This window comes from Aneurinibacillus sp. Ricciae_BoGa-3 (genome assembly GCF_028421645.1).
Taxonomy (GTDB): domain Bacteria; phylum Bacillota; class Bacilli; order Aneurinibacillales; family Aneurinibacillaceae; genus Aneurinibacillus_B.
In genome coordinates, this window is record NZ_CP116887.1 from 3,311,543 (window position 1) to 3,323,499 (window position 11,957).

An 11,957-nucleotide genomic window follows, 5' to 3' on the forward strand; every position below is an offset into this window, starting at 1 on the left:
TGTTTATATTTTTACACCCCAAGGCTGCTTATCTGCTGCACAATATCATCCAGCGCCTGCCTCGGCTGGGCAGCCTGTGTGATCGCTCGCCCAATGACGAGATAATCAGAGCCCAGCTTTATGGCTTCCTCAGGTGTAGTAATTCTCTGTTGATCCCCGGCATCCGCACCAGCCGGTCTTATCCCCGGCGTGACGGTCAGAAAATCCGCTCCGCAAGCTTGTTTAATGAGCGGCACTTCCCTCGGGGAAGCAACCACCCCGTCAAGCCCAGAATCTTTCACAAGCTGCGCATAACGCACAACGCATTCTTCTACCGAACCGGGTATGCCGATCTCCCAGTTCATCGTTTCGATGTTCGTACTGGTCAACTGCGTAACACCGATTAGAAGAGATCGTTTGCCGCCCGCAGGTGTGCCTTTCTCAAGCCCTTCACGTGCCGCCTCCATCATCCGGCGGCCGCCGGCAGCATGCACATTGACCATATCCACGCCGAGCGAGGCAAGGCTTTGCATCGCACCGCTGGCGGTATTGGGAATATCGTGTACTTTTAAATCCAGGAAAACGGAATAACCGTTTTCTTTTAAAGCTGCTACATAAGCTGGACCTGCTGCATAATACAGCTGCATGCCGACCTTTAGATAAACACCGCTCCCGCTTAAGTCCTGCACACAGGATGAAGCTTCCTTGACACCAGGATAGTCCAGCGCCACCATAATTCTGGATGCGTCCATCATCTCCACCCCGCTCCTGTTAATTCCGCGATTGTATCTACCCCGTATTGATCAAGCTTTTCCTCTAAATCTGCAATGATTTGTGGACAGATCATCGGCTCTACAAAATTCGCAGTCCCGATAGCCACTGCAGATGCTCCGGCCATAAAAAACTCAATCACATCATCTGCCGATTGGATGCCGCCCATGCCGATAATCGGTATATTTACCTGCTGGCTCACTTCATAAATCATCCGGATGGCAACCGGTTTGATGGCCGGTCCTGACAGGCCGCCTGTTTTATTCGCTAGAATAGGCTTGCGTGTCTTTAAATCAATCCGCATGCCAAGCAGTGTATTGATCATGCTCAAACCATCTGCTCCAGCCCGCTCCACGGATTTCGCAATAGATGCGACATCCGTCACATTTGGTGAAAGTTTGACAAACACAGGGACCCGGCTTACTTCTTTTACAGCCGACGTCAGTTCTGCAGCAATAACCGGATCCGTTCCAAATGTAATTCCGCCGCATTTCACGTTCGGGCAGGAGATATTAAGCTCGATCGCGGCCACATTCGATGCCTGGCTAATGCGCTCTGCTACGGCAATATAATCTTCGCTGACCGTACCGGCTACATTCACGATAACAGGAAGCTGGCCAAACCGCTCAAGCCATGGAAGCTCTGACTCCATCACTTCATCAAGCCCCGGGTTTTGCAGGCCAATCGCGTTCAGCATCCCACCCGGTGTCTCGGCCACACGGGGTGCCGGGTTCCCCTGTCTTTCTTCAACCGTTGTGGCTTTTACGGCAATGGCACCGAGCTGGTTCAAATCATAAAACTGTGCATATTCCCGCCCAAAGCCAAAACAGCCGGAAGCAGGCATAATCGGGTTTTTCATTTCAATGCCCGCCAAAGATACAGCAAGCCGCTGTGAATGACTAAAGCTCATGATAGCTTAACCTCCCCGAACGGAAAGACCGGTCCGTCTGAACAAATCTTGCGGTATTTCTTGCCGCCTGCCGCATCCTGTACCGGACAGACGCATGCGAGACAGGCTCCGATGCCGCATCCCATCCGCTGCTCCAGTGAAATATAGCCTTCTTTGCCGGAGGATTGATAACGTTCCTGCAGAGCGGTGAGCATCGGGAGCGGACCACAGGCATACAGAGCGTCCCAATCGTTTTCAGCAAGCTGGTACTCCTCTTTCAGCACATCGGTTACAAAACCTTTCACCCCGCGGCTTCCGTCCACTGTGACCACATGAACGGTTCCTACATGGCTAAGTTCCTCTTCCAGAAACACCTGCCCGGCGTTTCCAAAACCAATCACATACGTTACGTTAACCCCCATGCTTTTAAGCTGTTTTCCCAGGTAATAAAGGGGAGGCACCCCGATTCCGCCGCCGACTAGAAGGGCATGCTCGCCCTTCTCCCTTCCGTCTATAGGAAAACCCTGCCCAAGCGGACCTAGTATATCGACAGACTGACCTGGCACGTATTCGCTCAGCACGCGGGTGCCGTGTCCTTCTGCCCGGTAAATCATCGTGAGTACCTCCTCCTCTTGGTTCAGATCGCATATGCTGATCGGGCGCCGCAGGAGAGGGTCAATGCCTGTCCCGCATTTTACGTGGACAAACTGGCCGGGAGCCGTCATCTTCGCGATCTGCTCCCCCTGAACCTCCATGCGAAAAATACGATCCGCGATCTGCCTGTTCGACTTGACCGATACGTGTGCGCCACTTGCTGTGCCATTAACCACGGGCTAACACCTCTTTTCGAACAGGCTCATGCGGAATCGCTTCAGCGGTAAACGTGATCGTTTCCAGAACTTTCAGCAGTGCCCGGGCCGTATCAAGCGATGTTAAGCATACGACGCCATTTTCTACCGCTTCCCGGCGAATGCGGAAACCATCGCGCTGCGGCGTCTTGCCCTTGGTGAGCGTATTAATGACAAAGCTGGCTTCTCCGGTCCGAATAACATCGAGGAGGTTTGGCGAATCTTCATGAATCTTGCGCACTCGCTTAACAGCCATACCTGCCTTTTGTAAAAAGTTAGCCGTTCCTTCCGTGGCCATAAGAGTAAAACCAAGCTCGCTGAATCCCTGGCAAATATCGCGTGCTTCCTCTTTATCTTTATCAGCGACCGTTACAAGCAGGGACCCGTGGGTCGGGATTTTAATACCGGATGCAATCAAACCTTTGTACAGGGCTTTAGCCAATGTTCGGTCACGGCCCATCACTTCCCCGGTAGACTTCATTTCAGGCCCGAGGGTTGTATCCACACGGCGAAGCTTCGCAAAGGAGAATACCGGCACTTTCACCGATACATAGTCCGCTTCCTTGTGATAACCAGGCGTAAGCCCTAGCTCTGGGATGGTGGAACCGAGAATAATTTTAGTCGCGATATTAGCCATTGGAATGTTTGTAATTTTACTTAGAAAAGGTACGGTCCGGGACGAGCGCGGGTTGACTTCAAGAACATAAGGTTTTCCTTTATGGATAACAAACTGAATGTTGAACAGCCCTTTTATCTGTAAACCGCGTGCGATGTTCGTCGTCATTTCAATTAATTCGTCTTTTAGTGTGGGCGAAATATTTTGCGCCGGGTATACGGCAATCGAATCACCGGAGTGTACGCCTGCCCGTTCAATATGCTCCATAATCCCCGGGATGAGCACATTTTCCCCATCGCTAATGCCGTCCACTTCGACTTCTGTACCCATGAGGTATGTGTCGATTAATACCGGATGATCCGGATTAATTTTTACAGCTTCTGTCATGTAGGTGAGAAGCTCCTGCTCGTTATATACGATCTCCATTGCGCGCCCGCCGAGTACGTATGAAGGCCGTACAAGAACCGGGTAACTCAGCGATCGTGCGGCCTCTACAGCAACCTCGACAGATGTAGCCGTTTTTCCCGGCGGCTGGGCTATCCGCAAGGAACGGAGCACCTGCTCGAATTTCTCGCGATCTTCCGCCGCATCGATGTTTTCAAGCGATGTCCCGAGAATCGTAACACCTGCTTTTTCCAGGCCTGCAGCCAGGTTAATCGCCGTTTGTCCGCCGAATTGTACGATGACACCGACAGGTTTTTCTTTTTCCACAATATGCAGGACATCCTCAAGGAAAAGCGGTTCAAAATACAGGCGGTCAGACGTGCTGAAGTCGGTGGATACCGTTTCCGGATTGTTGTTAATAATAACCGCCTCATAACCCATTTCTTTAAGCGCCCAAACAGCATGTACGGTTGAGTAATCAAACTCAATCCCCTGTCCAATCCGAATTGGACCGGAACCAAGGACAATCACGCTTGGTTTAGCCGTTTCTTCCCGTTCATCTTCTTCTTCATACGTTGAGTAGTAATAGGGGGTCGCAGCTTCAAATTCCGCCGCGCATGTATCGACCATTTTGTATACCGGGACAATCCCGGCTTCCCGGCGTGCCTTGCTGATCTCCTCTTCCGCAAGTCCTGCAAGCGAGGCGATACGCCTGTCGGTAAAGCCCATCCGCTTTGCTTCTCTTATGCGGTCTAAGCTGATAGTTCCTGGTGATGAACTGTCACGCAGTTCTTGTTCAAAGTTAACGATTTTTTCAAATTTGGCTAAGAAGAAATAATCAATACGTGTTAGCCTATGAATTTCTTCCTTGGTTAGGCCGCGGCGCAAGGCTTCCATCACGAGGAAGATGCGCTCATCATCCGCCTTTGCGAGGCGGGTTTCCAGCTCCTCACGGCTAAGTTCCCCAACTTCCGGAAGTTCCAGGGAGTGAAGCCCGATTTCTAATGAGCGGACAGCTTTGTGAATGGATTCCTCGAACGTGCGGCCGATCGCCATCACTTCACCTGTGGCCTTCATCTGTGTGCCCAGTTTGCGGTTAGCCGATATAAATTTGTCAAACGGCCAGCGCGGAATTTTAGTCACGATATAATCCAGCGCCGGTTCAAAGCAAGCGTATGTCTGTTTCGTAACCGGATTTTGCAGTTCATCAAGCGTATAACCCACCGCTATTTTCGCCGCCATTTTGGCAATTGGATAGCCAGTCGCCTTCGATGCAAGGGCGGAAGAGCGGCTAACGCGCGGATTCACTTCAATGACATAATACTGGTAGCTGTGGGGGTCCAGCGCAAGCTGAACGTTACAGCCCCCTTTAATATTCAGGGAACGGATGATTTTTAAAGAGGCAGAGCGGAGCATTTGATATTCCCGGTCAGACAGCGTCTGGCTCGGCGCAACGACAATGCTGTCTCCTGTGTGAATGCCAACCGGATCGATGTTTTCCATGTTGCAGACCACTATCGCATTGTCATTAGCATCACGCATCACTTCGTATTCAATCTCTTTAAAACCCGCGATGCTTTTTTCTACCAGGCACTGGGTAATCGGACTGTACTTGAGGCCGCTTGCTACAATCTCCCGCAGTTCCTGTTCGTTAGCCACGATCCCCCCACCGGTGCCGCCTAGGGTGTAAGCGGGACGAACAATGATGGGGTAGCCAATTCGCTCTGCAAAAACCAATGCCTCGTCCACCGTATGGATGATATCGCTCGCTGGCACTGGTTCATTGATTTCCTGCATGAGGGAGCGGAACAATTCCCGATCTTCCGCTTTTTTGATCGCTGCCAAATCCGTTCCCAGCAGGACAACATTCTCCTCTTCCAGTACGCCTGCTTCGTTTAATTCCATTGCCAGATTGAGACCTGTCTGTCCGCCAAGCGTAGCAAGCAGGCCATCCGGCTTTTCTTTGCGGATGATGCGGGTTACAAATTCTAGCGTCAGCGGTTCGATATACACGCGGTCCGCCATATTCGTATCCGTCATAATCGTAGCCGGGTTGCTGTTTACCAGTATCACTTCATAGCCTTCTTCTTTCAGCGCCTCACATGCCTGAGTACCGGCATAGTCGAATTCGGCGGCCTGCCCGATAACAATCGGCCCGGAACCAATCACAAGTATTTTTTTCAGATTATCGAGTCGTGGCATAAGTCGCATCCCCTTTCTTGTGCTGTGCAATTTGCTCTAAGAACCGGTCAAACAGGTAGCCTGAATCAAATGGGCCCGGGGCCGCTTCAGGGTGGTATTGAACAGAAAAAGCCGGATAAATTTTGTGGACGAGCCCTTCAACCGTATTGTCATTTAACGAAATATGACTCACTTCAAGATCAGTGCCTTGTACAGATTCTGCGGTTACTGCATAGCCATGGTTTTGCGATGTAATATGCGTACGCCCTGTTGCCAGCTCTTTGACCGGGTGATTCCCGCCCCGGTGTCCGAATGTCAGTTTGGCTGTATCTGCCCCGCAGGCGAGCGCAAGCAGCTGGTGGCCCAGGCAAACCCCGAATACCGGGTAGCTGCCAAGGATTTCCCGCAGCATGGTCACAGCTTCCGGAACATCTTTCGGATCGCCAGGCCCGTTTGAAAGGAATACGCCATCAGGCCGAATGCGGCGGATTTCATCCGCGCCCACATTGTATGGGACGACAATAACATCGCAGCTGCGTTTGGTTAGTTCCCGCAAAATCCCCTGTTTGGCGCCGAAATCCACCAACACAATGCGGGGACCGTCCTGGCCGGGAACTGCAAACATGTTTTTCGTAGAAACCCGGGAAACCTGATCCGTCATAAAAGGAGCTTTCAGGCTTTCAAGCAGGCTATCGATCGGTGTATCCGCTGTGGTCAGTACGCCTTTTAGCGTGCCATGGCGGCGGATGAGCCGGGTAAGTTTTCGTGTGTCGATCTCTGCGATACCTGGAATGTTATATTCTTTTAGGAGAGAATCCAGGCTCTCTTCATTCCGCCAGTTACTTGCGTATTCGCAATGTTCACGCACAACAAACCCGTGCACAAAGGGACGAATGGATTCAAAGTCGTCGCGGTTTATTCCGTAGTTGCCGATTAACGGATAGGTCATCGTAACAATCTGTCCGCAGTAGGATGGGTCGGATAATACTTCCTGATAGCCTGTCATACCGGTGTTAAAAACAACCTCGCCAAGCGACTCCCCAGCTGCACCAAACGATTTTCCTTGAAATACAGTTCCATCTTCTAATACTAGCCTCGCCCATTTATTCATGGTGTACCTCCCCCTCGACAGCATCGTTATCGTGCCAGGTTATTTTCCCTTCAAGCATGGTTAAAATCGGCCAGCCCCTTAACTTCCAGCCGGCAAAAGGCGTGTTTCGTCCTTTGCTTGCAAATTGCTCCGGATTGACTTCCCGAACCGAAGCCAGGTCAACAAGTGTTAGGTCAGCAAGCGCTCCTTCTTTTATTTCACCATAAGGCAGACCAAAGACTTCAGCAGGGACCCTTGTCATTCTATCGATCGCTTCGTTCAGGTCAAGAATTCCTGTCTCTACTAATTGGGTATAGATAAGCGGGAAGGCGGTTTCCAGTCCTACGATGCCGAAAGGAGCCAAAGCCATTCCACGCGCTTTCTCTTCTTCTGTGTGCGGCGCATGGTCGGTCACTATCATATCGATAGACCCATCTTTAAGCCCCTCAATAAGCGCGTCCCGGTCTCGACTGGAACGCAGGGGCGGGTTCATTTTATAATTCGCATCATCACCCGGTATATCTTCATCACAGAGCAGCAGGTGATGCGGGCATACCTCAGCTGTTACACGGGCGCCACGCTGCTTGGCTTCTCTGACAAGCCTTACTGATTCTGCCGTGCTGATGTGGCACACATGGTAGTGAGCGCCTGTTGCCTCAGCCAATAAAATATCGCGGGCTATCTGGATAGATTCCGCCTCGGACGGAATGCCTCGCAGACCCATTTTCCGGCTGAAATCACCTTCGTGGACACACCCGCCCTCTGCCAGGCTGTCATCTTCACAGTGTGCGACGACTGGCAGGCCCAGCTGGTTCGCCTTTATCATGGCTTCTTTCATCATGCGGCTGCTCTGAATTCCGACTCCATCGTCGGATACGGCAATGACACCCGCTTCCTTTAACGCTGCCATATCGGTGAGTTCTTCTCCAAGTTCCCGCACCGTAATCGCACCAATCTGCAGTACACGTGCGTTCCCGGCCTGCTTCGCTTTAACCGCAATGTGTTTAACCGTCTCCGGTGTATCGATTACCGGACGGGTATTTGGCATGCAGGCCACTGTGGTGAAACCCCCGCGCGCAGCGGCTGCTGTACCCGTCTCAATTGTTTCTTTCGCTTCAAATCCCGGTTCGCGCAGATGTACATGCATATCGATAAATCCAGGAGATATGAGCTTGCCGTCAGCCTCAATAACAGTGTGGCCGTGTGGTGTTATGCCCTCTGTAATTTCCCGTATTACCTTACCATCAATGAGAAGGTCTCGCTTCACTTGCTCCCCGTTGACTAGAATAAATCCGTCCCTAAGTAAAATTCCCATTCTTCATTCACTCCCTAACTTTATTGTTGTGCGAAAACTTCGCTAACGTGCATCGTTTAGCATAGCGATAGAAACGACGTCCCTTCGCTTGTGTGAAAAAAAAGCTTCCAGCCTGCCGATTGGCGGGAAGGAAGCTTTTTCTTTTCATGCCTGGGGAGCAGGGTGCTGTGCCGCTCTCTAATGGAGAGTGGGTAGCGTACCTGCGTGCCCGCATGCATAAAAGAATCGCAGCTGCCTTGCCAGCCTCACAGGACTGTTTTTAAAGGTTTTTACGATACTTTTGTATTTAATTCATTCGCTGGAGCTTCGCCGAATGCCGCTTCTTTACCCGGAAGCACAGCATGAAGGATGATCCCCAGGAATGTCGCCATTGCAATGTTGTCAATCGTAAGGTGATGGATAAAGTTGCTGAACGTGATTTGGTGAAAATCCATTTTGAAACCACCAATCCCCGTGACAAGGACAATGGCGGAGATCACCATATTCCGTTTGTTAGCAAAGTCAATTTTGTGCTCAACGTACATACGCATACCCTGTGCAGCAATCAGCCCGAAGAGGACAATGGTCACCCCGCCAAGCACCGGCTTAGGGATGGTCATGAGAAACGCGCCCACTTTACCGACGAAGGCAAACACGATGGCGAGAACCGCTGCTCCTCCAATAACCATGCGGCTGTATACCTTAGTAATCGCAAGCACACCAATGTTTTCACCGTATGTGGTGGTTGGTGGGCCTCCAAGGAAAGAAGCAATAATAACAGACACGCCATCACCCAGCAGGGAGCGATGCAGACCAGGGTCACGCATTAAATCGCGCTGCATGACGTTCGCTGTGACAAGCAAATGTCCAATATGCTCTGCAAGCGTAACGAGAGCTACCGGCGCAATGATAAGGGCAGTCATCCAGGAAAGCGGTGAGTGAAAAGCAGAAACCAATTGACCTGTGATAAGATGGTGCGAAACCCATTGCTGTGGTGTAATAAACCATGGTGCCTGCTGAACACTTGCCATATTAATCCACTCAGGATGGCGAATAACTGTATAGACATAGCCGACAACCATACCAGTGAGAATGGGAATGACGGAAAGGAACCCACGGAAGAAAATTGTAGCGATAACGGTTGTAGCCAGTGTAACAAACGCGACTTCTACAGCGCCGAGCGAGTAATCAGGCTTTAGCGGATTGCTCAGCGGGTCATTTAGCGCCCAGCCAACTGCGGTGCCTGACAGGCTTAAGCCGATAACGACAATAATCGAGGCAATGACTACAGGCGGCAGCAATTTATTCAGCCAGTTAACACCGATAGCTTTAACAATCAACGCGACAATCAAGTAGACCACACCCGCCAGCAGACAGCCGAGCATTGCAGCCCCTTGTCCCTGGCTCGCGCTCACCGTTAGAATTGGCCCGATAAACGCGAAGGAAGATCCGAGATAGTTTGGCAGCTTACCCTTTGTGATAAAGAGAAACAATAGCGTGCCGATGCCACTGCTGAGTAGAGCAACAGATACATCGAGTTTCGTTAGAAGCGGGACAAGTACCGTTGAGCCGAACATGGCAAATAAGTGCTGCAGGCTTAGTGGAAACAGTTTCTGCAGGGATACAGGTTCATTTACATCAACAAAATTTTTCATTTTAAATCTCCTCCCTTTCCAGCCTCGCCGGACTGATTTAAAGGTTATTTTTCCTTGCTTCTTGCTTTAATAGCCACACATTCGCGGTCATCTACTTCTTTGAGTTCCACGACAATCATCTCATCGCGGGATGTGGGTACATTTTTGCCGACATAATCCGGGCGGATGGGAAGTTCCCTATGCCCTCTGTCAATTAATACGGCAAGCTGAATGCTTTGTGGGCGTCCAATATCCATTAACGCATCAAGAGCAGCCCGCACCGTACGGCCGGTAAACAAGACATCATCGACAAGAATCACTTTTTTGTTGGTGCTGTCATAAGGCAGATGGCTTCCCTGGATAACCGGCTCATCCTGTTTGTTGGTTAGATCATCGCGGTAAAGGGTTATATCCAGTTCTCCTACCTCAATTTTGCGCCCTTCAATCTGATGAATCCGTTCCGCAAGGCGGTTTGCCAGATAAATGCCACGTGTGCGGATACCGACAAGCACGCAGTTCTCAATCCCTTTATTGCGTTCGATAATTTCATGCGCAATCCGGGTTAACGCCCGGCGCATCGCCTCTTCATCCAGAAGAATATTTTTTTCTTCCCACTCAGGCACTGACTTCACCTACTTCCTTTAATTTGTACTGGCAATTCGTTCATTGAACAAAAAAAGCTTCCCGCCAGAGGCAGGAAGCTTTTTTGCGTAGGCGTATAGCAAGTGCAGAGATACGCAAATCTCTGCGTGCTAAACACCGAACGCATCCGGTTCCCTTGCCAGTCTCTCTGGACTGATTTAAAGGTTTCTTTGTGGTTAAACAAATTATTACATGGTCTTCGACATAAGTCAACAGGAAGTTATTAATCACGCAGATGAAGCAGCCGAATAATACTTTCCATATCATCCGGAAGCGGTGAAGTAAACTCCATATACTCCCCTGTTGTGGGATGAACAAACCCAAGATCACGGGCATGAAGAGCCTGGCCTTCAATGGGAAAATCACTATCGCTCTTAGGCCCGTACTTCGGATCACCCAGCAGCGGGTGATTGATGTACTTCATGTGAACCCGAATCTGGTGGGTCCGACCGGTTTCCAGCTTAAGTTCAACAAGTGTGAAGTCCTTGAAACGCTCGAGAACAGCAAAATGGGAAACAGCGGGCTTGCTGTTCTCAAACACGACTGCCATTTGCTGGCGGTTCTTCGGATCGCGGCCGATTGGAGCATCGATGGTCCCCTTATCATGCCCGATTACCCCGTGCACTAACGCAATGTAACGACGGGTGACCGTATGTGCCTTAAGCTGGGCCGCAAGCGATTCGTGTGCGCGATCGTTTTTCGCGGCCATGATAAGGCCTGACGTATCCTTGTCGATGCGATGTACAATTCCCGGCCTTAACACGCCGTTAATGCCGGATAAATCGTTACAGTGTGCAAGCAGACCGTTCACCAGCGTCCCGGAGTAGTGCCCCGGTGCAGGGTGCACAACAAGCCCGCGGGGTTTGTTGACCACGATGACATCACTGTCCTCATAAACGACAGCGAGATCCATCGGCTCGGCAGCGATATCGAGGTCCTTTGGCGGCGGCACGGTGAGAACTATTTCATCCCCATCCTGCAGCCGGTAATTTCCCTTGACTTCCTTGCCGTTGACCGTAACATGGCCTTCTTTGAGCCAGATTTGCAGCTGGCTGCGCGAATAGCCTTCCTGAACAGCGGCAAGAAACTTATCGATGCGCTCGCCTGCATCCTCCGTTTCAACTATCCAGTCATACCGTTCGAATTGGTGCTCGTTCATGATCGTTTCATCCGTCCGTCCCGTAGTATTTCACGCAGCACATCAAAGATAAAGAGGCATACACCGATAACGATAGCCGAATCAGCCACGTTGAATATCGGGTAGTTAATGAGTGAGAAATCAAGAAAGTCTACCACTTCCCCCGTTACAAAACGATCATAGAAATTTCCCACCGCACCACCTAGTATGAGCGCAAGCGCCCACGCAATCACCGGACTCTTCCGGCTAACCCGGCGTAGATACCAAATAATTCCTACTATAACTGCCAGCGTAATAATGATGAAGAATACCCGTTGGTTTTGCAGAATGCCGAAAGCAGCTCCGCGGTTTCTGTGGGATGTGATGTAAAATACACCCTTCCAAACGGGAATGGATTCGCCAAATACCATGTATTTGACGATCATCCATTTGGTTAAGCGGTCAAGGGCAAACACGATGAGAGCTATCACATAATAGATCAATGTACGGGC

The 11,957-nt window shown here is 50.7% G+C and carries 10 protein-coding genes; all 10 read right to left on the minus strand.

The window, feature by feature from the left end; translation table 11 throughout:
- Positions 1-11 precede the first annotated feature (11 nt).
- On the minus strand, positions 12-734 hold the full coding sequence (gene pyrF, locus PP175_RS16750) for an orotidine-5'-phosphate decarboxylase (RefSeq protein ID WP_272439454.1): 723 nt from the start codon (positions 732-734) through the stop codon (positions 12-14).
- Positions 731-1,660, minus strand: coding sequence for a dihydroorotate dehydrogenase (locus PP175_RS16755; protein WP_272439455.1), 930 nt, complete (start codon positions 1,658-1,660; stop codon positions 731-733). Before PP175_RS16755 ends, pyrF begins: the two co-directional genes overlap by 4 nt.
- Positions 1,657-2,469 carry a dihydroorotate dehydrogenase electron transfer subunit gene (locus tag PP175_RS16760; RefSeq protein WP_272439456.1) on the minus strand — a complete coding sequence of 271 codons (813 nt, stop codon included), beginning with the start codon at positions 2,467-2,469 and terminating at the stop codon, positions 1,657-1,659. The genes PP175_RS16755 and PP175_RS16760 overlap by 4 nt, the downstream gene beginning before the upstream one ends.
- On the minus strand, positions 2,462-5,689 hold the full coding sequence (gene carB / locus PP175_RS16765; protein WP_272439457.1) for a carbamoyl-phosphate synthase large subunit: 3,228 nt from the start codon (positions 5,687-5,689) through the stop codon (positions 2,462-2,464). Before carB ends, PP175_RS16760 begins: the two co-directional genes overlap by 8 nt.
- Complete coding sequence (gene carA, locus PP175_RS16770; protein WP_272439458.1) at positions 5,673-6,779, minus strand: glutamine-hydrolyzing carbamoyl-phosphate synthase small subunit; 1,107 nt, start codon at positions 6,777-6,779, stop codon at positions 5,673-5,675. Before carA ends, carB begins: the two co-directional genes overlap by 17 nt.
- Complete coding sequence (locus PP175_RS16775; protein WP_272439459.1) at positions 6,772-8,073, minus strand: dihydroorotase; 1,302 nt, start codon at positions 8,071-8,073, stop codon at positions 6,772-6,774. Before PP175_RS16775 ends, carA begins: the two co-directional genes overlap by 8 nt.
- Positions 8,074-8,342: 269 nt before the next feature.
- The gene (locus PP175_RS16780) at positions 8,343-9,707 is read right to left on the minus strand and encodes a solute carrier family 23 protein (RefSeq protein WP_272439460.1); all 1,365 of its coding nucleotides are present in this window, start codon (positions 9,705-9,707) and stop codon (positions 8,343-8,345) included.
- Between the two features lie 44 nt (positions 9,708-9,751).
- Positions 9,752-10,309: a bifunctional pyr operon transcriptional regulator/uracil phosphoribosyltransferase PyrR gene (pyrR, locus tag PP175_RS16785; RefSeq protein WP_272439461.1), complete on the minus strand. Its 558-nt coding sequence runs from the start codon at positions 10,307-10,309 to the stop codon at positions 9,752-9,754.
- Between the two features lie 242 nt (positions 10,310-10,551).
- Positions 10,552-11,487, minus strand: a complete 936-nt coding sequence (locus PP175_RS16790) for an RluA family pseudouridine synthase (RefSeq protein WP_272439462.1) — start codon at positions 11,485-11,487, stop codon at positions 10,552-10,554.
- Entirely contained in the window at positions 11,484-11,948 is a 465-nt protein-coding gene (gene lspA, locus PP175_RS16795; protein ID WP_272439463.1) for a signal peptidase II, read from the minus strand. Before lspA ends, PP175_RS16790 begins: the two co-directional genes overlap by 4 nt.
- Positions 11,949-11,957 lie beyond the last annotated feature (9 nt).

What these genes read in the sequence shown, in the direction of transcription:
- pyrF (WP_272439454.1), bottom strand. Translation starts at nt 734, where the DNA reads ATGATGGACGCATCCAGAATTATGGTGGCGCTGGACTATCCTGGTGTC.
- PP175_RS16755 (WP_272439455.1), bottom strand. Translation starts at nt 1,660, where the DNA reads ATGAGCTTTAGTCATTCACAGCGGCTTGCTGTATCTTTGGCGGGCATT.
- carA (WP_272439458.1), bottom strand. Translation starts at nt 6,779, where the DNA reads ATGAATAAATGGGCGAGGCTAGTATTAGAAGATGGAACTGTATTTCAA.
- PP175_RS16790 (WP_272439462.1), bottom strand. Translation starts at nt 11,487, where the DNA reads ATGAACGAGCACCAATTCGAACGGTATGACTGGATAGTTGAAACGGAG.
- carB (WP_272439457.1), bottom strand. Translation starts at nt 5,689, where the DNA reads ATGCCACGACTCGATAATCTGAAAAAAATACTTGTGATTGGTTCCGGG.
- PP175_RS16780 (WP_272439460.1), bottom strand. Translation starts at nt 9,707, where the DNA reads ATGAAAAATTTTGTTGATGTAAATGAACCTGTATCCCTGCAGAAACTG.
- PP175_RS16775 (WP_272439459.1), bottom strand. Translation starts at nt 8,073, where the DNA reads ATGGGAATTTTACTTAGGGACGGATTTATTCTAGTCAACGGGGAGCAA.